Source organism: Wenzhouxiangella sediminis, from assembly GCF_003410055.1.
GTDB classification, from domain to species: Bacteria; Pseudomonadota; Gammaproteobacteria; order Xanthomonadales; family Wenzhouxiangellaceae; genus Wenzhouxiangella; species Wenzhouxiangella sediminis.
Genome location: NZ_QUZK01000034.1, coordinates 74062 through 98318 on the forward strand (window position 1 = coordinate 74062; position 24257 = coordinate 98318).

28 protein-coding genes, 1 tRNA gene and 1 other annotated feature are annotated in these 24257 nt (G+C 64.7%); of the genes, 20 read left to right on the forward strand and 9 right to left on the reverse strand.

Features of this window, described 5'->3' with window-relative positions; translation table 11 throughout:
* Positions 1-5: 5 nt before the first annotated feature.
* From DZC52_RS07540 to ubiA, 4 genes are read left to right on the forward strand one after another with little or no spacing between them, the layout of a single operon-like run.
* On the forward strand, positions 6-962 hold the full coding sequence (locus DZC52_RS07540; RefSeq protein ID WP_116650518.1) for a biotin--[acetyl-CoA-carboxylase] ligase: 957 nt from the start codon (positions 6-8) through the stop codon (positions 960-962).
* Entirely contained in the window at positions 952-1686 is a 735-nt protein-coding gene (locus tag DZC52_RS07545) for a type III pantothenate kinase (RefSeq protein ID WP_245960787.1), read from the forward strand. The genes DZC52_RS07540 and DZC52_RS07545 overlap by 11 nt, the downstream gene beginning before the upstream one ends.
* The gene (locus DZC52_RS07550; RefSeq protein ID WP_116650519.1) at positions 1683-2351 is read left to right on the forward strand and encodes an SPOR domain-containing protein; all 669 of its coding nucleotides are present in this window, start codon (positions 1683-1685) and stop codon (positions 2349-2351) included. The genes DZC52_RS07545 and DZC52_RS07550 overlap by 4 nt, the downstream gene beginning before the upstream one ends.
* A gap of 3 nt (positions 2352-2354) precedes the next feature.
* Positions 2355-3245, forward strand: coding sequence for a 4-hydroxybenzoate octaprenyltransferase (ubiA, locus tag DZC52_RS07555; RefSeq protein ID WP_116650520.1), 891 nt, complete (start codon positions 2355-2357; stop codon positions 3243-3245).
* 193 nt (positions 3246-3438) lie between these two features.
* Here ubiA and DZC52_RS07560 read toward each other — a convergent pair whose 3' ends face one another.
* Complete coding sequence (locus tag DZC52_RS07560; RefSeq protein WP_220338302.1) at positions 3439-4098, reverse strand: ComF family protein; 660 nt, start codon at positions 4096-4098, stop codon at positions 3439-3441.
* Positions 4099-4206: 108 nt separating this feature from the next.
* On the opposite strand from DZC52_RS07560, the gene DZC52_RS07565 reads away from it, so the two are divergent.
* The 9 genes from DZC52_RS07565 (at position 4207) to DZC52_RS07610 (ending at position 10619) form a co-directional block, all read left to right on the forward strand.
* Complete coding sequence (locus DZC52_RS07565; protein WP_116650522.1) at positions 4207-5037, forward strand: methyltransferase domain-containing protein; 831 nt, start codon at positions 4207-4209, stop codon at positions 5035-5037.
* Positions 5038-5127: 90 nt separating this feature from the next.
* The gene (locus DZC52_RS07570; RefSeq protein WP_116650523.1) at positions 5128-5472 is read left to right on the forward strand and encodes a DUF3144 domain-containing protein; all 345 of its coding nucleotides are present in this window, start codon (positions 5128-5130) and stop codon (positions 5470-5472) included.
* A gap of 7 nt (positions 5473-5479) precedes the next feature.
* Positions 5480-5556: transfer RNA gene (locus tag DZC52_RS07575), tRNA-Ile, on the forward strand.
* Positions 5557-6091: 535 nt separating this feature from the next.
* Positions 6092-6385, forward strand: a complete 294-nt coding sequence (locus tag DZC52_RS07580) for a hypothetical protein (RefSeq protein WP_116650524.1) — start codon at positions 6092-6094, stop codon at positions 6383-6385.
* Between the two features lie 117 nt (positions 6386-6502).
* Positions 6503-6775: a DUF2845 domain-containing protein gene (locus tag DZC52_RS07585; RefSeq protein WP_147307636.1), complete on the forward strand. Its 273-nt coding sequence runs from the start codon at positions 6503-6505 to the stop codon at positions 6773-6775.
* Between the two features lie 353 nt (positions 6776-7128).
* Positions 7129-7440, forward strand: a complete 312-nt coding sequence (locus tag DZC52_RS07595) for a zinc ribbon domain-containing protein (RefSeq protein WP_116650527.1) — start codon at positions 7129-7131, stop codon at positions 7438-7440.
* A 139-nt stretch (positions 7441-7579) separates the two neighbouring features.
* Positions 7580-8275: a hypothetical protein gene (locus DZC52_RS07600; protein ID WP_116650528.1), complete on the forward strand. Its 696-nt coding sequence runs from the start codon at positions 7580-7582 to the stop codon at positions 8273-8275.
* A 610-nt stretch (positions 8276-8885) separates the two neighbouring features.
* A protein-coding gene (locus tag DZC52_RS07605; RefSeq protein ID WP_425451387.1) for an IS3 family transposase occupies positions 8886-10105 on the forward strand; the annotation gives its coding sequence in 2 pieces (ribosomal slippage) (positions 8886-9174 and positions 9174-10105; 1221 coding nt in all).
* Positions 9164-9280 (forward strand) — a sequence feature (AL1L pseudoknot). (Overlaps the previous gene by 117 nt.)
* A 112-nt stretch (positions 10106-10217) precedes the next feature.
* Positions 10218-10619 carry a hypothetical protein gene (locus tag DZC52_RS07610; RefSeq protein WP_147307638.1) on the forward strand — a complete coding sequence of 134 codons (402 nt, stop codon included), beginning with the start codon at positions 10218-10220 and terminating at the stop codon, positions 10617-10619.
* Between the two features lie 268 nt (positions 10620-10887).
* Here the strand turns inward: DZC52_RS07610 and DZC52_RS07620 are convergent, their stop codons facing one another.
* Positions 10888-11322: a type II toxin-antitoxin system VapC family toxin gene (locus DZC52_RS07620; protein ID WP_116650531.1), complete on the reverse strand. Its 435-nt coding sequence runs from the start codon at positions 11320-11322 to the stop codon at positions 10888-10890.
* Entirely contained in the window at positions 11319-11558 is a 240-nt protein-coding gene (locus DZC52_RS07625) for a hypothetical protein (RefSeq protein WP_116650532.1), read from the reverse strand. The genes DZC52_RS07620 and DZC52_RS07625 overlap by 4 nt, the downstream gene beginning before the upstream one ends.
* A gap of 298 nt (positions 11559-11856) precedes the next feature.
* Between DZC52_RS07625 and DZC52_RS07630 the strand changes: the two genes are divergently transcribed.
* The 4 genes from DZC52_RS07630 to DZC52_RS07645 all read left to right on the forward strand — a co-directional run bounded on the left by DZC52_RS07630 (position 11857) and on the right by DZC52_RS07645 (position 16354).
* The gene (locus tag DZC52_RS07630; RefSeq protein ID WP_116650533.1) at positions 11857-13179 is read left to right on the forward strand and encodes an O-acetylhomoserine aminocarboxypropyltransferase/cysteine synthase family protein; all 1323 of its coding nucleotides are present in this window, start codon (positions 11857-11859) and stop codon (positions 13177-13179) included.
* Entirely contained in the window at positions 13176-14195 is a 1020-nt protein-coding gene (locus tag DZC52_RS07635; RefSeq protein ID WP_116650534.1) for a homoserine O-acetyltransferase family protein, read from the forward strand. Before DZC52_RS07630 ends, DZC52_RS07635 begins: the two co-directional genes overlap by 4 nt.
* Positions 14192-15322 carry a homoserine dehydrogenase family protein gene (locus tag DZC52_RS07640; protein WP_116650535.1) on the forward strand — a complete coding sequence of 377 codons (1131 nt, stop codon included), beginning with the start codon at positions 14192-14194 and terminating at the stop codon, positions 15320-15322. Before DZC52_RS07635 ends, DZC52_RS07640 begins: the two co-directional genes overlap by 4 nt.
* A 105-nt stretch (positions 15323-15427) precedes the next feature.
* A complete protein-coding gene (locus DZC52_RS07645; protein WP_116650536.1) occupies positions 15428-16354 on the forward strand; it encodes a GGDEF domain-containing protein in 927 nt (308 codons plus the stop codon).
* Positions 16355-16363: 9 nt separating this feature from the next.
* On the opposite strand, the gene DZC52_RS07650 is transcribed toward DZC52_RS07645, so the two are convergent.
* The 6 genes from DZC52_RS07650 to rpsU form a co-directional block, all read right to left on the reverse strand.
* The gene (locus tag DZC52_RS07650; protein ID WP_116650537.1) at positions 16364-16984 is read right to left on the reverse strand and encodes a hypothetical protein; all 621 of its coding nucleotides are present in this window, start codon (positions 16982-16984) and stop codon (positions 16364-16366) included.
* A 26-nt stretch (positions 16985-17010) separates the two neighbouring features.
* Complete coding sequence (locus DZC52_RS07655) at positions 17011-17565, reverse strand: bactofilin family protein (protein ID WP_116650538.1); 555 nt, start codon at positions 17563-17565, stop codon at positions 17011-17013.
* Positions 17566-17694: 129 nt separating this feature from the next.
* Complete coding sequence (rpoD, locus tag DZC52_RS07660) at positions 17695-19560, reverse strand: RNA polymerase sigma factor RpoD (RefSeq protein WP_116650539.1); 1866 nt, start codon at positions 19558-19560, stop codon at positions 17695-17697.
* 24 nt (positions 19561-19584) lie between these two features.
* Positions 19585-21312 (reverse strand): DNA primase, encoded by a 1728-nt coding sequence (gene dnaG, locus DZC52_RS07665; protein ID WP_116650540.1) that lies wholly within the window; start codon positions 21310-21312, stop codon positions 19585-19587.
* A 12-nt stretch (positions 21313-21324) separates the two neighbouring features.
* Entirely contained in the window at positions 21325-21771 is a 447-nt protein-coding gene (locus DZC52_RS07670; RefSeq protein WP_116650541.1) for a GatB/YqeY domain-containing protein, read from the reverse strand.
* Between the two features lie 40 nt (positions 21772-21811).
* Positions 21812-22027, reverse strand: a complete 216-nt coding sequence (gene rpsU / locus DZC52_RS07675; RefSeq protein WP_116650542.1) for a 30S ribosomal protein S21 — start codon at positions 22025-22027, stop codon at positions 21812-21814.
* Between the two features lie 61 nt (positions 22028-22088).
* Here rpsU and tsaD point away from each other — a divergent pair, with 61 nt between their 5' ends.
* From tsaD to folK, 3 genes are all read left to right on the forward strand, one after another.
* Positions 22089-23081: a tRNA (adenosine(37)-N6)-threonylcarbamoyltransferase complex transferase subunit TsaD gene (gene tsaD, locus DZC52_RS07680; protein ID WP_116650543.1), complete on the forward strand. Its 993-nt coding sequence runs from the start codon at positions 22089-22091 to the stop codon at positions 23079-23081.
* Between the two features lie 189 nt (positions 23082-23270).
* Positions 23271-23627 (forward strand): dihydroneopterin aldolase, encoded by a 357-nt coding sequence (gene folB / locus DZC52_RS07685; RefSeq protein ID WP_116650544.1) that lies wholly within the window; start codon positions 23271-23273, stop codon positions 23625-23627.
* Entirely contained in the window at positions 23624-24151 is a 528-nt protein-coding gene (gene folK, locus DZC52_RS07690; RefSeq protein ID WP_116650545.1) for a 2-amino-4-hydroxy-6-hydroxymethyldihydropteridine diphosphokinase, read from the forward strand. The genes folB and folK overlap by 4 nt, the downstream gene beginning before the upstream one ends.
* The last annotated feature ends 106 nt before the right edge of the window (positions 24152-24257 follow it).

Here is a 24257-nt window from a genome sequence, read left to right on the forward strand (position 1 = left end):
CCCGCATGAAACCCGGTCTGCATCAACTCTATGCCCGCCTGGCCGACGGCGAGCTTCACAACGGCGCGGCCCTGGCCGAAGAGCTGGGCGTCACCCGCGCGGCGGTGTGGAAGCGCATGCAGGCGCTTCGCGACATGGGGCTGGAGATTTCGGGCACGGCCGGCGACGGTTATCGCCTGCCGCGTCCGATCGAGCTGCTCGATGCCGACGCCATCCGGCGGCAGCTCAGTAGCGGGGAGCTCGAGGTGGACGTCGTCGGGGCCGTCGACTCCACCAACGCGCGGCTCGCGGCCGCCGGCGGCCCGCACGCCCGCGCCCTGCTGGCCGAGGCGCAGACGGCCGGACGCGGGCGGCGCGGACGCGGCTGGCAATCACCGCCGGGCAGCGGGCTCTACCTCTCGCTGGCCTGGCACTTCGAGTCGGGCCTGGCCGGCCTGGCCCCGCTCAGCCTCGTCGTCGGCCTGACCGTCGCCGAAACGCTGCGGCGGGCCAGCGGGGCGGATGTCACGGTCAAATGGCCCAACGACCTGTTCGTCGAGGCGGGCAAGCTCGGCGGCTGCCTGGTCGAACTCGGCGGCGCCGCCGAAGGTCCCTGCCGGGCGATCATCGGCATCGGCATCAACCTGTTCGACACAGCGTCCATGGCCAGCGTCGACCAGGCCTGGACGGCACTGGGACGCCACGGCGAGCCGGTCGGTCGCAACGATCTCGCCGCCCGGCTGCTGGACGCACTGGCCGCCGCGCTGGCGGACTTCGACCGGCACGGCTTCGACGATTTTCTCGCCCGCTGGCCCGCGTTCGACGCCCTGGCCGACCGTCCGGTGCGCGTCATTCACGGCAACGGCTCGGAGATGACCGGAACGGCCCGCGGCATCGACGGCCAGGGTCGTCTGCAGCTCGAAACCGATGACGGCCGCCGCCGCGCGATCGCCAGCGGGGAGGTGAGCGTCCGTGTCCGCTGACCTGGTCATCGACATCGGCCATTCCCGGCTCAAATGGGCCCGGCTGGTCGACGGCGCTCTGGACGCGACCAGCGTCGGGCGGGCCTCGACCGACGAAGCCGACGCCCTGTACGCTGCGCTCGAGCGCAGCGACTGTCGTCGGGCCCTGATTTCCGGCCAGTCGCGGATCGACTCGGTCACGCGGATTACCGATCGTCTACGGCAGCTGGGCGCGCAAGTCGATATCATTGCAACCGGCGATCGAACGCTGCCGGTAGCGCCCGCCTACAAGTCGCTGGGCTGCGACCGCTGGCTGGCGCTGCAGAAGCCCTGGATGGAGGGGCCCGCGCCATTCGTCGTGGTCGATTGCGGCACGGCGATCACCGTCGACCTGGTCGACGGCGAAGGCCGCCACCGCGGCGGCTGGATCATGCCCGGCATTCACACTGCGCGCGGCGGACTGTTCGCCCGCGCCCCGGGCCTGAACCGCCCACTGCCGGAGGCCGGCGACATCGACCGGCCGGCGCGCGACACCGGCACCGCGCTGGCGCGGGGGGGACTGATGCTGGCCGCCGGCGGCATCGATCGCGTCGTTCGGGCGGCCGAACGCGCCGCCGGAGATCAAGTCAGCCTGTGGCTGACCGGGGGGAACGCCGCCGAGCTGGCCTCGCACCTGGAGCGGGCCGCCCGGCACGAGCAGCACCTGGTGCTTCACGGACTGGCCATGGCAACGCAAGCGAAATGAATGATTTTCCATGGCGATGGACCGCCGTCGCCCTCATCGCAATCAACGCCGGCGTCTTCGTCTTTGGCGGACTCGGCAGCGAGCCGCCGCAGGCCAGGCAGGGAGAACTGCCGCCGCTTGATCCGAACCTGCCGCGGGTGGACCTGGTCGAGGCGCCCGGCAGCGCCGAAGGCGCATCCGGGCCGGCCTGCTACACCATCGGCCCGCTGCCGACCCTGCTCGCGCAGCAGCGCGCCTCCGACCGCCTGGCGCCCTTCACCAGCCGACTCAAAGCGCGACAGACCGAGGCCGACCGCGACCGCGGCTGGTGGGTCTACCTGCCGGCCACCAACCGCAACGATGCGCTCGCCCTGACCCGCCGCCTGGCCGAGCGCGGGGTCGAGGACTACTACGTGGTCGCCGGCGGCAGCCTCGAGAATGCGGTATCCGTCGGCCTCTACGAGAACATCGAGAACGCCCGCGAACGACAGCGGCGCATCCGCGCCATGGGCTTCGACGCCCAGCTCGAAGTGCGGCGCGAGACCGTGCCGCAGTTCTGGGTGGACTACCGCGTCGAGCCCGGCGAGGCGCCGCCGTGGCGATTCATCGTGCGCGCCTCGCCCGGCGCCCAGCGCATCCAGGTACCCTGCACCGAGTACAGCCTGACCGCCAACGACGAAAGCTGAGGAATGGAATTCCGACTCCGCGCCAGAATCTTTTCCAGCCCGGCCGGCCCCTGGCTGCGCCTGATGCGTTTCGACCGCCCCATCGGCATCGCCCTGCTGCTGTGGCCGACCTGGTGGGGGCTGTGGTTCGCCGCCGGCGGCGTGCCTTCCATCAAGAACCTGGTGATTTTCACCGCGGGCGTCATCGTGATGCGCGCGACCGGCTGCGTGATCAACGACTACGCCGACCGCGAACTCGACCCCCACGTGGCGCGCACCGTGGACCGGCCGATCGCCGCCGGCGAGATCACCGCCCGCCAGGCCCTGTTGCTTTTCTTCGCCCTGCTGGCGGCGGCCTTCGTGCTGGTGCTGCTGACCAACCGGCTGACCATCCTCATGGCCTTCTTCGGCGCCCTGCTGGCGGCCACCTACCCCTTCTTCAAGCGCTTCACGCATTTTCCGCAGCTGGTGCTGGGCGCCTCGTTCAGCTGGGCCATTCCCATGGCCTTCGCCGCCGAGGCCGGCCAGGTGCCGGCCCTGGCCTGGTGGCTGTTCGCCGCCAACTTCATCTGGACGGTGATCTTCGACACCGAGTACGCCATGGCCGACCGCGACGACGACCTCAAGGTCGGCGTCAAGTCGACGGCCATCGCCTTCGGCCGCGCCGACGTACCGATCCTGGGCGCGCTGATGGGCGTGATGATCGCCCTGCTGCTGATGATCGGCCTGCGCTACCTGCCCGAGCCGGCCTGGTTCACTGCCGTCGCCCTGGTCTTCCTCCACTTCCAGCTCCAGCTCTGGCGTATCCGCGACCGCGACCCCGCAACCTGCTTCAGAACCTTCCTCAGCAATCACTGGGTAGGCCTGTTCATCTTCACCGGCGCCGCCGTCTCCCTCGCAATGCAACAAACCTGACCCCCACCCCCAACCTTTCCGCCAACTTCACAACCCTCCCGGCGAAGCCGGCCCCCAACGCCCCGAAACGCCGCCGGAACCCGAACTGACGCGAAGCGTCATCCCGGACCCCGATCCGGGACCTCCCTTTGCCTGAACCCCTTGGTTTTTCCTGAAACCTGAAACCTGAAACCTGAACCCTGAAACCGAGTCTTCACGCCCTCGCCACCACCCAAACATCAACCCACTCCACCCCCGCCTGCCGCAAGACCCGCGCACACGCATCCAGCGTCGTCCCCGTGGTCATGACGTCATCCACCAGCGCGACGTGTCGCACTCGCCCGCCGGGCAAGCGCGCCCGAAAGGCGCCTCGCACGTTCGCCCCGCGGCTCGCCGCCGGCAGGGCGGACTGGGCCGGCGTGGCCCGCGAGCGGTTCAGCATGGCCGCCACGGGAATGCCCCCGAGCTGGCGAGACAGATCGTCGGCGAGCATTCCGGACTGGTTGAAGCCGCGCCAGAGATGACGGCGCCAGTGCAGCGGCACCGGGACGAGCGCCTGTGGCCGGTGGGCCCCGACGGCGGCCAGGCGCCGCGCGGTCAGGTTCGCCAGCAAGCGCCCGCTGGCAAGGTCGCGATGGAACTTGAAGCGATGAACCAGGCGCTCGACCGGCCCGGTGTAGGCGAAGGCCGGCCAGGTACGGCGGAAGGCCGGCGGTCGACGGCTGCACCGACCGCACGCGCGGGTCGGCGTCGGCATCGGCAGGCCGCATTGCCGGCACTGATCGGCGATCGCCGGCAAGTCGGCCTCGCAACCGGCGCAGCAATCCAGACCCGGCCGCCCGCGGCAGCCGCAGATCAGGCATACTGACGGCATCAGCCGGCCGATCACACTCGAAACGACGCCTCCTGAGCGCATCACCGCCCGCCCCCGGATGGTTGCTCCAACGCCTGAAAGCCTATCACCCCTGAACGCGATCGATCGATGAGCGCCCGCACCGACGCCAGCAGAATCCGACGCCGATTCGACGTGGCCGCCGCCGGCTACGACGAACACGCCGCCCTGTTCGAGGAAGTGGGCAGCCGCCTGCTCGAACGCCTCGACGGCCTGAAATTCGAACCCGAACGCATCGTCGACCTGGGCTGCGGCACCGGCAGCCGCACACTGGCACTTCGAGAACGCTACCCGAACGCGCAGCTTCTGGCCTTCGACAGCGCATCGGGCATGCTCGAGCGGGCCCGCAAACGCCGCGGCCGCTGGCGCAAGCGCTTCGTGCCGGTGCGCGCGGATTTCGATGCACTGCCGCTGGCCGAGGCCAGCGTCGACCTGGTCTACGCCAATCTCTCCATGCAGTGGAGCACCGACCTGGCCGCCGCCCTGGCGGGGCTGCGCCGGGTCATGCGGCCGCGGGGCCTGCTGCTGATGACCCTGCCCGGCCCCGACACCCTGGTCGAGCTGCAGCGCGCCGGCGCCGTGATCGAAGGCGGCGTGAGCACCCACGCGCAGGAACTTGGCGACCTGCTCACGCGCGCCGGCTTCCAGGAACCCGTCCTCGACACCGACTGGCTGACGACCACGCACGCGAGCACGGCCGGGCTGCTGGCCGATCTCGACCACCTGGGGCTGGCCTGTTCGCTGCCGGGCGGCCGGGGCGAGCTCGAGACAGCGCTCGGCGGCGGCGAAATCGCCGTCACCTGGGAGATGCTCTACGCCACCGCCTGGTCCCCCGACGAAGGCCAGCCGATCCGCACCGATCGCGGCGAGGAAGCCAGCGTCTCGGCGACCAGCCTGGGCATCCGGAAACGCCGCAGTTGAAGGCTCCGCAAGGGACGATCATGGTATTCTTGCGCCTCTGCCGGCGGGCCGTACCGCCGGAGGTCGACACAAACGAATTTCCGAGTACCCATGTCCGAACAGCAAAAGCAGATCGACGCCCATAACCAGGCCACCAACGAGTTCATCGAACTGGCCAACAAGATGGTCAACGAGCACGGTTTCGACCGGAACCTGGTCTCCGCGGCCATGATGGCCGCCTCGGGCGTCTACGCCACCTTCATCGCCGCCGGCAACCAGGGCTTCCTGGCCGAGAACGGCGTCGAGAAGGTCGCCAGCATGTACAAGAACAACCTGGTCTACATCCAGAAGCGCAAGAAGGAAGACCTCGAAGCGCAGGGCCTCAAGCCCAAGCCCATGGCCGAAATCCAGGGCGACGCGGAAAACCCCACCAGCACCGACGGCGACAAGGATTGATCGTACCGGGCCCTTAGCTCAGTTGGTTAGAGCAGCCGACTCATAATCGGTAGGTCGCAGGTTCAAGTCCTGCAGGGCCCACCATCTCATTGTTTTCTATGGGTTTACCGGAGGGTGACTCATAGGCCGCGGGTCGGTTGGTCGCATTGAGCGGTGCGGTGCAGCGCCCTCCTAGTGAACAAACACCCGAACCGTGGTGCTTATGCCTCGATGACTGTTACTCACTAGGTCGTTGGTTCGAATCCGACCCGGGGAGCCAGGAATATCAAGGCCTTGCAAGGTTTGCCCTGCAAGGACTTTTTCTTTGAGTCACCACAGTGTCACCACCAGGCCGGCATTTTCAGGCCTCGCCCTGCCCCGCTCCGACACCAGCCCGTGCGGTTTCCCTACAGCTCGCCGGCGGGATCTCCGATCGCAACCAGGCAAGCGCAGCGGCATCATGAGCGCGTCGGGAAATCAGCGTGCAGCCACAGGCTCAGTGAACGCGATGCACCGGCATAGAACGCAACATGGTGAGCAGAAATTCCTAGGGGAACTGGCTCATAGAGATTCAATTTGACTCGGTGCCCTAATCTGCACACTATTAGGATTGACGCTGGTACGCCGGGGGAGAGGGAAAATGAATTTTGAAGGGTTTACGCTTTGGATGGCGGGCAGCCTCGCAATAACCTTTGTCTCTTTTTTGATTGCGTACGTAATCCTCAAGGGGGCGCTCAAAAATAGGTCCATCGGCAGGGCTTTATTTGGCTTCTTCGTCTCTTGGCTAGGAACAACGATTTTCCGCATGAACAACCCTTTGCTGGCGACTGACTTGGAGGGCACGGCAATCACGGGCCTAACGGCAGTTATCTCCGCTGTTTTCTCCTCTCTCGTGATATTTCTTATAGATAAAATTCCACCGGAAAACCTGTAGGGAGCAGAACGCTCCGTTTCAGCAACCGGCACAGAGGCCGCCTTCGGGCGGCCTTAATATTTGACGCCTTGCAGAATGCGGCGCTACGGTAAAATCTGGCGTAAGGGGAGCACAACCATGAGAGCACTAATCCTAGTTGCCGTCTTTTTCGCGGGCTCCGTCCTCGCGAACGACTGCCATTCTCGCTCTGTGCGAATAGACCGCGAGATGATTGCGGTTGGCGATTCCGCGCGGGCGGTCTTCGAGCTTGGCCCGGATCGCGAGTGGCAGCTTGAAAACCAATACGGCGGCTCTTGCGGCATTCGCGCCGATTTCTATGAGCGCGGCAAAACCGTCGAGATTTACATCAAGGGCGGGAAAGTGGTGAAGATTTGCCAGCGAAACGACTAGCGATATTTAGCCAGCGCCATGCCCAAAAGTCAGGATGTACGCCTTTGGCTAAGTGAATCCGACTAGGCGGGTGCCCCTCAATTTTGGGAGATGAGTATGGAGGCAGATCAGCCGACGGAGATTCCGTGCGAGGATAGCGAGGGAATCCGATACACGATTTTCGAGCGAGGGGCCATCATTCCCAACCATAATTCAGAAAACGAACTGCTAAAGCCAACCTGGTTCATAATCCGAGACGCGAAAGAAGTGACCGTCAAATGGGATAAGGACTCGAGAACTGGCAGGCAGTGCTTCACCGACCCCGATGGCTTGCAGTCGTTCCCCTCTGTTTAGCAAGCGCGAAGGACAAAGAAATGGCGCTAATTGATTGCCCTGAGTGCGGACACCAAGTCTCTGATAAAGCTTCTACCTGCCCTAGTTGCGGCGTCGGCATATCGGAAGCCAAGGAAGCACAGTCAGCAGGCGAGCCAATAACTACCGTTCAGCAGACAAGCAAAAAATTTAAGCAGCAGGCGTTGTTGGCGGCAGTTGTGATTGCAGCCGGCATCATGATTGTTTTCTCAAATGGTGGCAGCACAAGTGACGCGATTGGCTGGACGATAACCCTGATCGGATTTGGCTGGCTGATTGTGGCGAGAATCAATGTCTGGTGGCACCACGACTAGGGTGCGATTAAAGGCGGCCGCGCGCAGCAGTCCGTCCCTCGAGATGCAGCCGGCCAAAGCCAGCACTACGCCCACAAGCCTAGGTGTTAGCTTTTAGCTCTGTGAACCGGCTAAGGTGGGCCTATGTTCTTGTGCACGCATGGAAGGGGAATGGCTTATGATTCAAGCTCATAAGGCTGGTCTTGAAGGCGACCGGGCTCGCGCGGCAATTCAGCTTACTTCGCTTTTAGGCGAAGTTGAACATGATGAAGACAAGGTCATCCAGGTCTTTAGCGATTGGCAGTCCCGACAGACCATTTCCGCGAAGCGTTTAGCCGCAACGTTCTCAATTTCATTGGCGATTGTGCATATGCTGGGGCTGGAATACTCCAATGTGAACTTACTGTGGATTCAAGATATAACTCCTACGCAAGCGCTGACGCTGTCATATATTCTCGGCGCATTGACGGCAGGATTTTTCGTGGCAATGTGCTGGAGCGTTTGGAACGACTGGCAGGTTCGGCGCGTTAGACTCGCTTCCGTTAATGCTGAATTGTCCCTTGCCGAAAATCTGGTCGACGAATTGCATAAGCTCATTCCTGAGCATAGGTTTCCGCGATTATTCATCTATGATCCAGATCAGTCGCGAGATATCCAATTTCTTCCCAAGGCCGGGAGACAATACGAATTGGTGACTCATTACCGTTCACAGATTAAGCCTGTTCACTCTCGTAGAAACTGGCTTGAACTACTGGAGTTTCTTTTCGTTGGCTTGGCTTTTGTGCTTGCGTGCAAGGGGCTTCTCGAGTATTGGGGGATAATCCAATTTTTGGGGCGTTTTCTGGGCTTTTCTTAATGTCACCGAATTGTCACCATTCGGGCACGAGTTCGAGGACCAGGTTCCCACAGCCCGCCACGCTGTTTTCCTATGGAATCCCCTCCGCGACGGTGGCAGTCTGTGCCCGCGTTGGCTGGAGTTGTCAGGCAGTAGCCGACCGCGCCAGCGCCACGCCAGGCGGTCAGGAGTACACCACAGACTCAGTGAACCGACCAGACTTGCACCGGGGCCGCCTTCGGGCGGCTCTTTCATTTCCCCATTGACGGGTGATCCGATGAGGCAGAATAGGGTTTGGCAAACAATTAGGGTGAGACGATGAACGAGTATCTATTTGTGATACCAGACCTCGAATTAGCAGACCCCGATCAGGCTTATAACGAGGTTATGGACATTTGTCGGCCGTACGGAGCGGCCGCGATGCTTGAGCGGGCAGATGGCAATAAGCACAACATCGTGGTGACACGGCCGGTACCACTCGATCTCGGCGCCAAAATTGCCCATCATCTGGGAGCAAGAGGGCTTCTCAACTATTGGCCCGGTCCGGTCAGTGAACTACGACTGATCATTCGGGACCAGACTGAACCGCCCCGCTTTTGCCGGAGGCTCCTCTATTTGAGAGGATACGGCAATGACAAAGCAAATGAGATATTCCCCGGAAGTCCGGGAACGGGCGGTTCGCATGGTGATGGAGCAGACCGAGTCGCATGGCTCACAGTGGGCGGCCATCGAGTCGATTTCAGGCAAGATCGGCTGCACGCCGGAGACGCTACGCCGCTGGGTGCGCCAGTCTGAGTGCGACTCGGGAGATCGAGCTGGTCTGACCACAATGGATCGTGAGCGACTCAAGTCCCTGGAGCGAGAGAACCGGGAGCTGAAGCGGGCCAACGAGATCCTGCGTAAGGCATCGGCTTTATTCGCCCAGGCGGAGCTCGACCGCACACGCAAGTGATGGTGGACTTCATCGACGAACACCGCGCCGACGACGGGGTCGAGCCGATCTGCCAGCAGTTGCCGATCGCCCCGTCGACTTACTTTGAGCACAAGGCCTGCGAGGCTGATCCGAGCCGTCGATCGGCTCGGGCTCTCCGAGACGAGTCGTTGCAGGCCGAGATTCAGCGAGTCTGGGACGAGAACTTCTGGGTTTACGGCACGCGCAAGGTCTGGCGCCAACTTCAGCGCGAGTCGTATGACGTGGCGCGCTGTACGGTCGAGCGGTTGATGCGTCGCATGGGCATTCAAGGTGCAGTCCGCGGGGCGCGCTGCCGAACGACGGCGCCTGCGGCCCAGGCGGACTGTCCGGCCGACCGGGTCAAGCGGCAATTCAACGCGCAGCGGCCCAATCAGCTCTGGGTCGCTGATTTCACCTATGTCGCGACCTGGTCTGGGTTCGTCTATACGGCATTCATTATCGATGTCTTCGCCAACCGCATCGTGGGCCGGCGAACGGCGCGCAGCATGCGCACCGATCTGGTCCTGGACGCTCTGGAGCAGGCGCTCTACGCGCGAGGGCCTGAGGATGGCCTGATCCACCACAGCGACCGCGGCACCCAGTACCTGTCGATCTGCTACACCGAACGACTCCAGGACGTCGGTATCGAAGGGTCGGTCGGCACCACCGGCGATTCCTACGACAATGCCTTGGCCGAAAGCATCATTGGGCTCTACAAAGCGGAACTCATTCATCGGCGAGGCCCCTGGCGCAGCCTGGATGATGTGGAGTACGGCACGCTCGAGTGGGTCGATTGGTTCAATCATCGGCGTCTACTCGAGCCGATCGGCCACGTGCCACCGGCTGAGTTTGAAATGGCATACTACGAGCAGCTTGAAAGTCCGGCCATTGGGGCCTGACTCACACACGGAGCACTCCGGAAAAGCCGGGGCGGTTCACTTTATCGAAGGCATTTTGGAGAACCAGTCTCAAAAGAGTATTGCCACAATGGTCTCTAGTGAGGAGGACGAGATGAGCTATTATCAGGTTACTTACAAAAAGGGTGACCGCGTAGAAACATTCTATGTTAGCGGAGCTGATAAAGAATCGGCCTTAGAGCAGGCCAAAACCGACAATGCAGACTGCAATAGTGATTCCCTTTTATCCATCAAACCATACGGTGGCTCCGACCGCTACTCTACGGGCAGAGGTATTGCATCCTTCATGGCATTTCTTGGTTGGGTTGGAGTAATACTTTCTATTATTTTACTTTTCCCTGTTTTTCTTGGGCAAGACAATCAGTCTTTTGAATATGTCGTTAGCTGGGCTAGTTTTATTGCCGCCTATTTTGCAGGCAGCTTATTCTTGGTCGGGACGGCAGTCGTGATGAGGGCAATATTCGATATTGCGGACAATTCCTTCAAAGAAGAATAATGGCGCTAGGGTTTCAGTTCGAAATGCGTTCACGCGGTCAAACATGGCGCGATAGCGTCGGAGCGCAATCTCTCCGGTAATCCGCCCGGAAATTGGCGTTGCTCACAAGTGGAGTATTCTCACAACGGAGCCACGGGAAATCCCCCCTTCCAGCAAGTCCGCTCGCTGTATTCCAGCTCGGTGGCACAGCCGACCTCCCACCAGAGCACGTCGTCGATAGTGCGAAAGGTCTGTTCGAACACGAAATCTCCTCGGGTGACGCCAACATTCAATCCAGGCCGACCGGCTCGAACACGTCAAACACGGCAAAGTCGCGCCAGTTGGTGCTGGCAATGCGCACCACGCCCGCGCAGTGGTAGCTGGCTGCGAGCAAGGTATCCAGGACGCGTTTTCGGCCCAGATGGTACTGCCCCATCCAGTCAAGAAAGATTGCAATCGCCCGCTCGGACGAGGCGACCGGCACGCACTCGGCGGCGTTCCACCACTGCTGCGTGATCTCGAGGGCCTCCTCCATGGCCAGGGGTCGCTCGAATCGGCGCGGATCGGTGACCACATGAATGAACTCGGCCAGAACCTGCGAACACAGGGCCGCGCTGCCCTCGCGCCCCCGAATCTCGTTTTCGAACAGTCGCCAGCAGGCCGCGTGTGCGGGATGCTCACGAATGCTCAGCCCAACCAGAAAGCTGGTATCCAGGCCGATCACGAATGATCTTCCAGCATTTCGTCGAGCAGATCGTCTTCCGACGCGAGATCGATCAGTACGCGGCCAGCGGAGCGCGGCTGGAAGCGTTCGAGGCTGCGCCTGGGCCTGAGCCGCTCCTGTCGATACAGTTCCATGGCTTCGCGAATCAGCTCGGACGTCGGCCGGCCGAGGGATTTGGAAGCCGTTCGGAACTCCGCATAGACGGGCTCGGATACATTGATGGTGATGGTCTTCATACATTGAATAATATGTATGTTGGCTGGTGGTTGCAAGACGGTTGACAGCAGCGCCCGAACCCGTCTAAATTCGCATCATGAGTTCCGAACCCGCCAAGCACTTCAACTGCGCGATGTGCATGTGCATGTGTCTGCAAGCCCCGGCTGCGGATGCGTGTACGGCTGTGTTCTGATCTAGCGAAACAACCGAATCACGACAAAACCCGCAGCGGCCAGGCCGGTGCGGGTTTTTTCTTGTTCCCTTCCCTCATCGAACCTCCGCTGCGGCAAACCGACCAACCGCAACGGAGAAGCAACGATGAGCGACAGCAAGCAAAGACGATTCGAGACCCTGCAGGTTCACGCCGGCCAGGAGCCGGCGCCGGGCACCAACGCCCGAGCCGTCCCGATCTACCAGACCACGTCCTACACCTTCGACGACGCCGACCACGGCGCGCGGCTGTTCGCGCTGGAGGAGTTCGGCAACATCTACTCGCGCATCATGAACCCCACCACGGATGTCTTCGAACAGCGCATCGCCGCGCTCGAGGGCGGCGTGGCGGCGGTGGCCACGGCCTCCGGCCAGGCCGCCCAGCTGATCGCGATCACGACGCTGGCGCAGGCTGGCGACAACATCGTGGCCGCGTCTTCGCTCTACGGCGGCACCTGGAACCAGTTCAAGGTGACCCTGCCGCGGCTGGGCATCGAGGTGCGCCTGGTCGAGGACGATGACCCCGAGGCCTTCGCTGCGCAGATCGACGCCAACACCCGCGCGATCTACGTCGAGACCATCGGCAACCCGGGCTTTCGGATCCCCGACTTCGAGGGGCTTTCGGCCCTGGCCCGACGCGAAGGCCTGCCGCTGATCGTCGACAACACCTTCGGCGCCGGCGGCTACCTGGCGCGGCCGATCGAACACGGCGCCGACATCGTGGTGGCCTCGGCAACCAAGTGGATCGGCGGCCACGGCACGTCCATCGGCGGGGTGATCGTCGACGCCGGCACCTTCGACTGGGGCAACGGCCGATTCCCCCTGTTCACCGAGCCCGCGCCGGGCTACCACGGCCTGAACTTCTGGGAGGCCTTCGGCCCGGACAGCCCCTTCGGCAACATCGCGTTCGCCATCCGCGCCCGCGTCGAGGGCCTGCGCGACCTCGGCCCGGCCTTGAGTCCCTTCAACAGCTTCCTCTTCCTGCAGGGCCTCGAGACGCTTTCCCTGCGCGTGCAGCGACACGTCGACAACACCCAGGCCCTGGCCGAGTGGCTGGACAAGCACCCGGCGGTCGAGTGGGTCAACTACCCGGGCCTGCCCGGCCATCCCTCGCATGAGCGGGCCAGGCGCTATCTCGAGCACGGCTTCGGCGCGGTCCTGACCTTCGGCATCCGCGGCGGGGAAGTGGCCGGACGCCGTTTCATCGACAGCGTCGAGCTGGCCAGCCACCTGGCCAACGTCGGCGACGCCAAGACCCTGGTCATCCATCCGGCGAGCACCACGCACCAGCAGTTGAGCGAAGAAGAACGCCGCGCGGCGGGCGTGACCAGCGAACTGATCCGCGTGTCGGTGGGCATCGAGCACATCGACGACATCGTCGAGGACTTCGCCGGCGCTTTCGAGCGCGCCGGACTGGCGGCGGCAGCATGAACGGCAGCGATCGCGTCATCACCATCGACAACCCGCCGCCGCTGGCCGGCGGCGGGCGGTTCGACCGCCTGGAGATCGGCTTTCGGACATGGGGCCGGCTGGATGCGGGCGCGACCAACGCCGTGCTGGTCTGCCCGGCCCTGACCGGCGATCGCCACGTCGACCGCTGGTGGCCCGGCCTGCTCGGCCCCGGCCGCAGCCTGGATCACAAGACGGACTTCATCATCTGCGCCGACGTGCTCGGCGGCAGCGGCGGCACCAGCGGACCGGGCAGCCGCCGCGGGCTGCGCCCCTGGGGCGAGCGCTTTCCGGCGGTGTCGGTGCGCGACATGGTGACCGTCCAGCGCCTGCTGGTCGACGCCCTGGGCACCCGGCGCCTGAAGCTCGTGATCGGCGGGTCGCTGGGCGGCATGCAGGTGCTCGAATGGGCCGTGTCCCATCCCGACCGCGTGGCTTCGGCCGTGGCGATCGCTGCGCCGGCGCGCCAGACCGCCTGGGCCGCCGCGCTCAACCACGCCCAGCGCCGCGCGCTGGCGACCCACGGCGATCTCGAGCTGGCGCGCATGATCGCCATGCTCAGCTACCGGCACTGGGACAACCTCGACGGCCGCTTCGGACCGGACAACGGCGGCGAGCGCACGGCGCAGGGCTGGCTCGAACATCACGGCCGGGCGCTTCGCGAGCGCTTCGACCCGGTCGCCTACCGGCGGTTGATGGACGCCATGGACGGCCACGACCTCGGTCGGGGCCGCTGGGGCTGGCGCAAGGCGCTGCGCGCGGTCAGGGCTAGAACCCTGATCGTGGGCATCGCCTCCGACCTGCTCTACCCGCCCCGCGACCAGCAGGCCCTGGCCGACGCGATTCCCGGCGCCGACCTCGAGTGGCTCGAGGCCGAGCAGGGCCACGACGCCTTCCTGATCGAGCAGGAACGACTCGACAGCATCGTCTCGGGCTTCCGGCAGGAAGCGCCCCATCCACACGTCAGCCGGCAATCCTTCCTGGAGGCACGCGCATGACCACGACAACCCGCATCCATTCAGCCGGTGAGGCCGGCTTCGTCGAGTTCCGGGCCAGCCCGGGCCACCGGCGCCCCGTGGCCAAGCGCGGCAGCGTCGAGGTGGTCGTCATCGGCCATACCGGACAGGTCGGCTCGGCCCTGGTCCAACGCCTGACGCGAATCGGCGGGCAGCGGGGCCTGCCCGAGCTGAAATTCTCTGAAGGCATCAACCGCAGCAGGCACATCTTCGCCGACGGGCGAGAAGTCCGGGAGCTGCCGAGGGCATCCGGGTCGCTCGGCGAACTGGCGTCCCGACTGGGCTCACGGCGCAGACCTGCCGTGATCGTCGACTGCACGGCCGACCCGGACCTGCCTCGTCTGTATCCCGACTGGCTGCGCGCCGGAATCGGCGTTGTCACGCCCAACAAGCACGGCCTGGCGGGCGACGAGAAACTCTACAGGGCCATCCGGGAAGCCGCGCAGCGCAGCGGCGCACCGCTGGCCTATTCGGCCACGGTGGGAGCGGGATCACCGATACTGAGCACGCTCAGACGCATGCGCCAGGCCGGCGCCGCCCCCAGCGGAATAACGGCCGTGCTTTCCGGCACCCTTTCGCATGTCTTTTCGGCCATGACCGATGGCGCATCCCTCTCGGAAGCCGTCGCCGACGCGCGCTCGCGCGGCTTTACCGAGCCCAATCCGCTCGAGGATCTCTCGGGCCGGGATGTGGCCCGCAAGCTGCGCATCATGCTGCGAGAAGCGGGGCTCGATGAAATCGGCATTCATCGCGAACCGGTCGTTCCGGACGCGCCGGCGCGCTCGGCATCCGACGAACCCGCCGTGAAAGCGCTGCTCGAGAGCCTCGACGAGGCGTGGCGTCGGCGGCTGGCGCAGGCCCGTTCCAGGCAAACGGTGATGGTGTACCTGGCGCGCTTCGGTCAATCAGGCGCGACCGTCGCGCCGGTATGCGTGGCGCCGGATTCCCCATTTGCCCGACTCGCAGGCAGCGGCAATCGCGCATGCATCGAGTGGCCCGACGATCCCGACTGCCCGATGGACATTTTCGGGCCCGGCGCCGGGACGAACGTGACCGCAGGTGCCGTACTGGCGGACCTGGTCGAGGCCGCATCCGGGCTGGCACGCTGAGAAAGGCTTTACGCTCTGAATTGTGCGACTATTGCGGCATTGCTAATATCCACTTGACTGGCGAGCCGGGCTCGTCCGCTGCCCGAGGAGGCGCGTGCTTCGATCATGAACAGCGTTCCCGCCGACGACGCCCCGGACCATGTTCCCGGCGACTCCGACCACCGGGGTCTGGCCGAAGCCGCACTGGAAGCCAGCTACGATTCCGTGGTGATCACGACCGCCGACCTCGATCATCCCGAGATCGTCTACGTGAATCCGGCTTTCTGCCAGATGACCGGCTGGGAGCGCGAGGAAGTCATCGGCAGAACGCCGGCCATCCTGCAGGGTGAGCGGACCGACCGGCGCGTTACCCAACGCCTGCGGCGGGCGCTCGAGGAAGGCCGGACTTTCGAGGGGCGCACCATCAACTACCGCAAGGACGGCAGCCCGTTTCACATCGAATGGCGGACCTCACCGGTAATGGATGCCGACGGCCGGGTCACCCATTACCTGGCCATCCAGCGCGATGTGACCGCTCGCGTCAGGCTGCTTCGCAGGCTGCAGGAACGCGCCGAGTCCGACGGACTCACCGAATTGCTCAACCATGAGGCCGGTGAGCGTGAGCTCGGGGTGCACGTGGCCAATGCGCACGAAAAAGACCTACCGCTGAGCCTCGTGCTCCTCGACGTCGATCACTTCAAGGCGATCAACGACGATCATGGACACGCCATGGGCGACCTGGTGCTCGAGCGACTGGGCTGGCTCATCAATCAAAGACTCAACCGGCAGGATATTGGGGTTCGCTGGGGCGGTGAAGAGTTCGCCCTCGTATTGCTCGACACCGACCTGGCCGGCGCGCAACAGGCGGCCGAATCCTTCCGCAAGCTCATTGCCCAGACGTCCTTTCACGACGACATCCGGGTGACCGCCAGCTTCGGCGTCGCTCGACTGATGCCCGACGAAAGGGCAGATGCCTTGTTCAAACGGGTCGACGAGGCCCTCTACAAGGCCAAGCGAAGCGGCCGCAACCGGGTTTGTGTCGCTGAAGACTGATCCGCCTGGTTAGCGCCGGTAGAGGTATTCCTGCATGCCGTTTCCGAGCAGCATGGTCTTCTCGGAACTGAAACCGGGCAGGCGCTTCTCGAGTTCCTTGGGGCTGTAGCGCGGCGCAGGAATCGCGGCCGTGTCGCCCTCGGCGGGGTCGGCGAGCAGCTCGAGCCCGGCGGGCGCGAAGGAGGCCGGAACCGCCGGCATGCGGGTGGCCTGGTACTCGATCAGGGCGTGCAGGCGCGCCTGCGGAGAGGCGCGCTCGGCCAGGCGCCGCCCGAGCGCCTCGATGGCGCCGGGCGGCAGGTAGTTGAGCAGGTTCCAGCACAGCACCAGGTCGACCGTCTCGCCGCGCGTGGGCGGCAGCAGGCCGTCGAGCCAACGCTCGACGGCCTGCGGCCCCTGGTCTTCGTCGTCGATGTCGGGCATCGCGGACAGGTGGCTTGGCAGGTCGACCACGTCGAGCCGGCAGCGATAGCGGCCGAACAGGTCGACGGTGCCGGCGCGTGCGCGGCCCAGGTCCAGCACGACGTGACGGCGGTCATCCTCGAAGGCCTCGACAGCCATGGCGAAAAGCGGGGCGCGTATCGGCTCCGGGCCGCTCTCGTCGAGCGGCCGTGCGGCGTTGCTGCTCATTCAGGCGTTTCCGGCCGGATGCTGTATCAGTGGCTGACCTGCTTGCCGGCTTCCGAGCCCGTCTTGCCCGCACCGGTGTCGGAATGCGGCGACTCGGTCTTGGCGCCGGCGCTGGAGCCGGAAGCCGACTTCTGGCCGGAAAACGCCTTGCTCAGCGTCTCGCCCTTGGCATCCATGTCGATGGAACCGTTGAACTGGGCGCCGTCTTCCAGGCTCACCCGCGGGGCGGCGATGCTGCCCTTGACGCGGGCGGACTTGCGGATGACGACCTGCTCGGAGGCGACGAGATTGCCGTCCATGGTCCCGTCGACGAAGATCGAGTGCGCGTAGATATCGGCGGCAACATCCCCCTGGCTGCCGATCGTGACGCTGTTGTTCTTGAGTTCGACGGTCCCCTTGACCTTGCCTTCGATGACCAGGTCCTCTTCGCCGCGGAGCTTGCCGTCGACATTGATCGACGGGCCGATCATGGCCGTGCCGCTGGAACTGCGCGGCGCCGGACGCGGCGCGCTGGCGGTCTCGGAGCTGCGGCTGGCGCCGGCGGTGGCTTCGGATTCGTGCTGATCGCGCTTGTTGAACATCCTTCTTTCCTGCTTGGGGGATTGGGGGCTGTTCAAACTACTCCCGGGCACCGGGGTGGTCAAGTGCCTGGCGGGGCAAAAACAGGCCGGCCGGGCAGCGGGCCCGGCCGGCGCGTGACGGGCGTCACGTCATTCGAGGTCGAGGAAGCTCCTGAGCTGTTCCGAGCGGGTCGGATGGCGCAGCTTTCGCAGCGCCTTCGCCTCTATTTGACGGATGCGCTCCCGGGTGACGTCGAACTGCTTGCCGACTTCCTCGAGGGTATGGTCGGTGTTCATGTCGATGCCGAAGCGCATGCGCAGCACCTTGGCCTCGCGCGGGGTCAGCCCCGAGAGGACCTTCTGCACGGTGTCGGTCAGGCCGGTGGTGGTGGCCGTGTCGATCGGCGAGAGGATATTGGCGTCCTCGATGAAATCGCCCAGGTGCGAGTCCTCGTCGTCGCCGATGGGCGTCTCCATGGAGATCGGCTCCTTGGCGATCTTGAGCACCTTGCGCACCTTGTCTTCGGGCATTTCCATGCGCACGGCCAGCTCTTCGGGCGTGGGCTCGCGGCCCATTTCCTGCAGCATCTGCCTGGAAATACGATTGAGCTTGTTGATCGTCTCGATCATGTGCACCGGGATGCGGATGGTGCGCGCCTGGTCGGCGATCGAGCGGGTGATCGCCTGGCGAATCCACCAGGTCGCGTAGGTCGAGAACTTGTAGCCGCGGCGGTATTCGAACTTGTCGACGGCCTTCATCAGGCCGATGTTGCCTTCCTGGATCAGGTCCAGGAACTGCAGGCCGCGGTTGGTGTACTTCTTGGCGATGGAGATGACCAGGCGCAGGTTGGCCTCGACCATTTCCTTCTTGGCGCGCCGGGCCTTGGCCTCGCCGATGGACATCGCGCGGTTGAGTTCGAGCAACTCGCCGGCGGGAATGCGCTGGTCGCGCTCGAAGCGCGCCAGGCGGTCCTGCAGGCCGGCCAGGTCGTCGGCGTGGTCCTTGACGGCCTTTGCCCACTTGCTGCGGCGACGCACCAGGCCGTCGAGCCATTCGGGATCGCCGGCATTGTCGCGGAAGCTGGTGATGAATTCCTTGCGCGGCATGCCGCAGCGCTCAACGCAGATCTGCATGATCGAGCGCTCGACGTCGCGCGTGCGCGCCACCTGGAAACGCATGCGGTCGATCAGGTAGTCGAACAGGCGCGGCGGCAGCTTCAGGCGCATGAACTGCTCACCGATGAGGTCACGCAGCTCCGAGGCCTTGGGGCTGTTGGCGCCGTAGCGATCGTAGAGCTTGATGAAGCGCTCGTGCAGCTTGCGCATCTCGTCGAAGAACTGGGTCACCTGCTCGGGATCGGGCAGGGTGTTGACCGTCGGCGCGGGCTTGTCCTCGTCTTCCTCCTCGTCCTCGTCGATGTACTCGGCCTCTTCCTCGACGGCCGCTTCCATCGCGTCCTGCGAGATCAGCTCCATCTCGGCGAGCAGGGTCGGGTTGATGAAGCCGCTGACCAGCTCGTTGAGCCGGAGGTTGCCTTCCTTCCAGGACTCGACCTCTTCGAGCAGGGTCTCGATGGTGCCCGGAAAACGTGCCAGCGCCTGGTTGACCTGGTTGAGGCCGTCCTCGATGCGCTTGGCGATGTCGATTTCGTCCTCGCGGGTCAAAAGCGAGACCGAACCCATCTCGCGCATGTACATGCGCACCGGGTCGGTGGTCCGCCCGAGTTCGCTTTCCACGGCCGCCAGCGCCGCCTCGGCATCCGCCTGGGCCGCTTCATCGTCGTTGTCCGTGCTGGCCGAGTCGTTCAGGATCAGCGCATCGGCGTCTTCGGGCTCCTCTTCGAAGACCTTGATGCCCATGTCGTTGATCATGTTGACGATGTCCTCGATCTGTTCGGGATCGACGATATCGCCGGGCAGGTGGTCGTTGACCTGGGTGTAGGTCAGCCAATTGCCCTGTTCACGGCCTTTCTGGATCAGCTGCTTGAGCTGAGACGGTCGCGGTGCGTTTTCCATAGATACGTTTTCGGCTTTCATGATTTAACTGTCTTCGGTGCGCTGGCTGAGCAACCTGCGCAGCTCGCTGGTTCGGTCTTCATCGAGCCCCCCTTCGTTCAGTTGGGCTTCCTGAAGCGCTCGTATTCGGGTCTGTATCATTTGACGACGGATTCTGGCCAGAGTTTGCGCCAGCGCCGTCGGCATTTCTTCTGGATCCGTGATCACTTCCCGGGTCGCCAGGCGGGCCAGCCAGGGGCCTTCCCGGCGGTCGCGCCAGGCCTCGAGAAGCTTAGCCGTAGAAAACTGGGGCTTGTGGCGGCAAAAGTCAATCAATTCGCGAAGGAAATCGACACCGCGAACGCTGGCCGGCCCCTCGAGCACGTCCTCTTCCAGGCCGGCGGCCAGGCCCGGCCGGTGCACGATCAGGGCCACGGCATACTGCACCGGCGTCAGCGGCCGGTCGTCTCCGCCGGCCCTCGGGCGAGCCGGCTCCGGTCGCGAATCGGGCTCGGGCTGGATGCGTCCGCCGTGGCCGGTGCGCCGCACCAGCTCCTCGCGCATCATGTCGGCAAACGCTCCGTCCGGGAGTTTCTCCAGGTAAGGCTCCGCCAGCGCCACCAGGCGCGCGCGCCCGTCGATGCTCGTCATGTCCAGGGACTCGGCCAGGTGGTCGAAGAAGAAGGCCGACAGCGGCCTGGCTTCGTCGAGCATCCGCGTCATGGTGTCGGCGCCCTGCCCTCGCACCAGCGAGTCGGGATCCTCGCCCTCGGGCAGGAACAGGAATCGGACCTCGCGATTGGACTTCAGTTCCGGCAGGGCCGCCTCCAGCCCGCGCCAGGCCGCCTGGCGCCCCGCGCGGTCGCCGTCGAAGCAGAACACCACCACCGGCGAGGCCCGGAACAGCAGGTTCATGTGTTCGGGCGTGACCGATGTGCCCAGGGTGGCGACTGCGTTGTCGAAGCCGAACTGGAACAGGGCGGCGGCGTCCATGTAGCCCTCCACGACCAGGATCCGCGGCGGCAGCCCGCCCCGGCGCACCTGGTAGAGACGGTAGAGCTCGCGCCCCTTGTGGAAGACCGGTGTCTCCGGCGAATTCATGTACTTGGGCCCGCGATCGCCCAGCGCGCGGCCGCCGAAGGCGATCACGCGCCCGCGCCGGTCGTGGATGGGGAACATCACCCGATCGCGGAACTTGTCGGTCATGCGACCGTCGCGGCGCGTGACCAGCCCGGCCTCGTCGAGTTCCTCCGGCCGGAAGCCCTCGTTGACCAGGAAATCGGCCAGGGCCTGCCAGGCATCGGGCGCGTAGCCGATGCCGAATTCGTCGACGGTGGCCTTGTCGAAGCCGCGCGACTTCAGGTAATCACGAGCGGCCTGGCTGGCGCCGAGCTGGCGGCGAAACCAGGTCTGCGCCTGGCTCAGCGCCTGGTAGAGACGATCATGCTTCTTGACCGGGGCCTGGCCGGCCTCGCGGGGCACCTCCAGGCCGGCCGTGTGGGCCAACTCCTCGATGGCGGCCGGAAACTCCAGGCCGTCGTATTCCATCACGAAGCCGATGGCCGTGCCGTGCGCACCGCAGCCGAAGCAGTGGTAGAACTGCTTGTCGGAACTGACCGTGAAGGAAGGGGTCTTCTCGTCGTGGAAGGGGCACAACGCCTTGTGCTCGCCGCGCCCGGCGGGCTTGAGTTCGACGCGGGAACCGACGATCTCCACGATATCGGTCCGCTCCAGCAGGGATTCGATGAATTCTTCGGGGATCCGGCCGGCCACTACGGCGCCGAATCAGCCGGCCAGTCGCGAACGGACCAGCCTGGAGACTTCACCCATGTCGGCGCGGCCCTGGACGCGAGGCTTGAGCAGGCCCATCACCTGGCCCATCGCGCTCATTTCGCTGGCGCCGGCCTCGGCAATGGCCTTGTCGACGATCTCGACGAGCTCGTCCTCGGATAGCTGCTCGGGCAGGTAGGGCTCGAGAATCCGGATCTCGGCCTCTTCGGCCTCGGCCAGTTCGGGACGATCGGCTTCCCGGTACTGATCGGCCGACTCGCGCCGCTGCTTGATCATCTTCTCGACCACGGCCAGGACCTGCGCATCGTCGAGCTCGACCCGTTCATCGATCTCGCGCTGCTTGATCGCGGCGGTGATCATGCGCAGGGTCTTGAGGCGTTCCTTTTCGCCGGAACGCATCGCCTGCTTGACGTCATCGTTGATCTGCGCTTTCAGCGACATGACCGGCCCGCCTCGCCGAGAAGTTGCTTAGAATAGGATTTCAGTAGAGTCGCTTGCGGTTCACGCGTTCGCGCGAGAGCTTGCGCAGGTGGCGCTTGACGGCCGCAGCCTTCTTGCGCTTGCGTTCCTGGGTCGGCTTTTCGTAGAACTCGCGGCGGCGCGCTTCGGCGACCACACCGGCCTTCTCGCAGGAGCGCTTGAAGCGGCGCAGGGCGTATTCAAACGGCTCGTTTTCCTTGACCTTTACACTGGGCATTAAAATTCCCTAATCCAGAACTTGTGGAAAGCTGACCATTATAAACCGCCAAATCCCCGACGTGCAAAACATTATTGGCATCGAAACTTCCTGCGACGAGACCGGCGTGGCGCTCTACAACGCCGATCGCGGCCTCGTCGGCGACCTGGTCTATACCCAGGCAGACCATGCCGCCTACGGCGGGGTCGTGCCGGAACTGGCCTCGCGCGACCACGTGCGCAAGCTGCCGGGAATGATTCGCGAGCTGCTCGACCGCGCGGAAATGACCGCCCGGGATCTTGATGCCGTGGCCTACACGGCCGGTCCGGGGCTGGCGGGCGCGCTGCTGGTCGGCGCATCCACCAGCGTGGCCCTGGCGGCCGCTCTGGACGTGCCCGCCATCGCCGTGCACCACATGGAGGGCCACCTGCTCTCGCCCCTGCTCGAGGACCCGGCGCCGGATTTTCCCTTCGTGGCCCTGCTGGTCTCCGGCGGCCACACCATGCTGGTCGCCGTCGAGGGATTCGGCCGCTACCGCCTGCTCGGCGAAACCCTCGACGATGCCGCCGGCGAGGCCTTCGACAAGACCGCCCGCCTCCTGGGCCTGGGCTATCCGGGCGGGCCGGAAGTCGCCCGCCTGGCCGAGACCGGCGACCCGGACCGCTTCGACTTTCCGCGCCCGATGACCAACCGCCCCGGACTGGACTTCAGCTTCTCCGGCCTGAAGACCCACACCCGCGAGCTGGTTGCCCGCGTTGCCCCCGAAGACCACGCCGACGTGGCCGCCGGCTTCGAGCAGGCCGTGGCCGAGACCCTGGCCATCAAGTGCAAGCGCGCCCTGAAGGAAACGCGCATGCAGCGCCTGGTCATCGCCGGCGGCGTGAGCGCCAACACCCGCCTCCGCGCCGAACTCGAGCGCCGGCTGTCCGGCCGGGTGTACTATCCCTCGCTGAAACTGTGCACCGACAACGGCGCGATGATCGCCCATGCGGGGTGGTATCGGCGCGCTGAGGCCAACCGAGATGGGATGATTGCGGTCAGACCCAGGTGGCCCATTGATTCGTTGGCTGGTTAGCTGGCTAGCTGGATGGTTGGCTGAGTGGCAGCGAACATGGCTTGCGGCAACTCGATTGGACTACCATCAGAGCAGGGAAATTGCCTTCGTCTTGACCGAGACCTGGATATCCTTCGGGGCTGGCCCGGGACACATCCGCGAAGCGCCGCCAAACCAGCCAACTAGCCAACCAGGAAACCAGCCAACCCAATGGATATCGTCTTCATCAAGGACCTCGACATCGAGACCGTCATCGGCATCTACGACTGGGAGCGCAAGATTCGCCAGACGGTCCGGCTCAACCTGGAAATGAGCAGCGACATCGCCCGCGGCGCGGCTACCGACCGCATCGAGGATGCGCTCGATTACAAGGCCGTGGCCAAGCGCCTGATCGCCTTCGTCGAGAACAGCAGCTTCCAGCTGGTCGAGACCCTGGGCGAGCGCTGCGCCGAGATCGTGTTGAACGAGTTTCCGGTCGAATGGGTGCGCCTGGAGCTCGACAAACCCGGCGCCGTGCGCGGTTCGAAGTCGGTCGGTATCCGCATCGAACGAGGCCGAAAACCATGAGCACCGTCTACCTGGGTCTGGGCTCCAACCAGGACGCCGAGACCAACATCCGCGCCGGCATCCGCGCGCTCTACCGGAACTTCGCCAACACCGCTGTTTCGCCCGTATATCGCTCCGAAGCGGTCGGATTCTCGGGCAAAGACTTCCTCAACTGCGTGGCGCGCATCGACACCGAAATGTCGCCGTCGGCGCTAAAGGACTGGCTGACCGAGCTGGAAGACGAATACGGTCGCGACCGCAGCCAGCCCAAGTTCTCCGACCGGACCCTGGACATCGACATCCTGCTGCACGACGACAAGGTCGGCGACTTCGACGGCCTGGTCCTCCCGCGCGACGAAATTCTCAAGTACGCCCACGTCCTCAAACCCCTCGCCGACCTGGCACCGATGCTGAAGCATCCCGAGACCGGCAAGACCTTCGCCGAACACTGGGCGGAATTCGACGGCGATCGCTCGCTGGAATCCGCCGACCTGGGCGACACGCAGCCCGCCTCGCCGAATTGGTGGGGAAGTGGTGGCGAGTAACAATCAGGTTTCAGGGTTCAGGTTTCAGGGGCGGGCATCCGCAAGGGCGCGGAGGGCAACATTCGCCGCGAGATGCGGGCCGACACGGCTCGCGCGGCAAAGCCGC

What these genes read in the sequence shown, in the direction of transcription:
- ubiA (WP_116650520.1), top strand. Translation starts at nt 2,355, where the DNA reads ATGGAATTCCGACTCCGCGCCAGAATCTTTTCCAGCCCGGCCGGCCCC.
- DZC52_RS07610 (WP_147307638.1), top strand. Translation starts at nt 10,218, where the DNA reads ATGAGCTATTATCAGGTTACTTACAAAAAGGGTGACCGCGTAGAAACA.
- DZC52_RS07560 (WP_220338302.1), bottom strand. Translation starts at nt 4,098, where the DNA reads ATGCCGTCAGTATGCCTGATCTGCGGCTGCCGCGGGCGGCCGGGTCTG.
- DZC52_RS07570 (WP_116650523.1), top strand. Translation starts at nt 5,128, where the DNA reads ATGTCCGAACAGCAAAAGCAGATCGACGCCCATAACCAGGCCACCAAC.
- DZC52_RS07635 (WP_116650534.1), top strand. Translation starts at nt 13,176, where the DNA reads ATGAACGGCAGCGATCGCGTCATCACCATCGACAACCCGCCGCCGCTG.
- DZC52_RS07565 (WP_116650522.1), top strand. Translation starts at nt 4,207, where the DNA reads ATGAGCGCCCGCACCGACGCCAGCAGAATCCGACGCCGATTCGACGTG.
- DZC52_RS07550 (WP_116650519.1), top strand. Translation starts at nt 1,683, where the DNA reads ATGAATGATTTTCCATGGCGATGGACCGCCGTCGCCCTCATCGCAATC.
- DZC52_RS07630 (WP_116650533.1), top strand. Translation starts at nt 11,857, where the DNA reads ATGAGCGACAGCAAGCAAAGACGATTCGAGACCCTGCAGGTTCACGCC.
- DZC52_RS07600 (WP_116650528.1), top strand. Translation starts at nt 7,580, where the DNA reads ATGGAAGGGGAATGGCTTATGATTCAAGCTCATAAGGCTGGTCTTGAA.
- DZC52_RS07625 (WP_116650532.1), bottom strand. Translation starts at nt 11,558, where the DNA reads ATGAAGACCATCACCATCAATGTATCCGAGCCCGTCTATGCGGAGTTC.
- DZC52_RS07670 (WP_116650541.1), bottom strand. Translation starts at nt 21,771, where the DNA reads ATGTCGCTGAAAGCGCAGATCAACGATGACGTCAAGCAGGCGATGCGT.
- DZC52_RS07585 (WP_147307636.1), top strand. Translation starts at nt 6,503, where the DNA reads ATGAGAGCACTAATCCTAGTTGCCGTCTTTTTCGCGGGCTCCGTCCTC.
- rpoD (WP_116650539.1), bottom strand. Translation starts at nt 19,560, where the DNA reads ATGGAAAACGCACCGCGACCGTCTCAGCTCAAGCAGCTGATCCAGAAA.
- DZC52_RS07540 (WP_116650518.1), top strand. Translation starts at nt 6, where the DNA reads ATGAAACCCGGTCTGCATCAACTCTATGCCCGCCTGGCCGACGGCGAG.
- DZC52_RS07645 (WP_116650536.1), top strand. Translation starts at nt 15,428, where the DNA reads ATGAACAGCGTTCCCGCCGACGACGCCCCGGACCATGTTCCCGGCGAC.
- DZC52_RS07580 (WP_116650524.1), top strand. Translation starts at nt 6,092, where the DNA reads ATGAATTTTGAAGGGTTTACGCTTTGGATGGCGGGCAGCCTCGCAATA.
- folK (WP_116650545.1), top strand. Translation starts at nt 23,624, where the DNA reads ATGAGCACCGTCTACCTGGGTCTGGGCTCCAACCAGGACGCCGAGACC.
- DZC52_RS07595 (WP_116650527.1), top strand. Translation starts at nt 7,129, where the DNA reads ATGGCGCTAATTGATTGCCCTGAGTGCGGACACCAAGTCTCTGATAAA.
- DZC52_RS07655 (WP_116650538.1), bottom strand. Translation starts at nt 17,565, where the DNA reads ATGTTCAACAAGCGCGATCAGCACGAATCCGAAGCCACCGCCGGCGCC.
- DZC52_RS07650 (WP_116650537.1), bottom strand. Translation starts at nt 16,984, where the DNA reads ATGAGCAGCAACGCCGCACGGCCGCTCGACGAGAGCGGCCCGGAGCCG.
- folB (WP_116650544.1), top strand. Translation starts at nt 23,271, where the DNA reads ATGGATATCGTCTTCATCAAGGACCTCGACATCGAGACCGTCATCGGC.
- rpsU (WP_116650542.1), bottom strand. Translation starts at nt 22,027, where the DNA reads ATGCCCAGTGTAAAGGTCAAGGAAAACGAGCCGTTTGAATACGCCCTG.
- DZC52_RS07640 (WP_116650535.1), top strand. Translation starts at nt 14,192, where the DNA reads ATGACCACGACAACCCGCATCCATTCAGCCGGTGAGGCCGGCTTCGTC.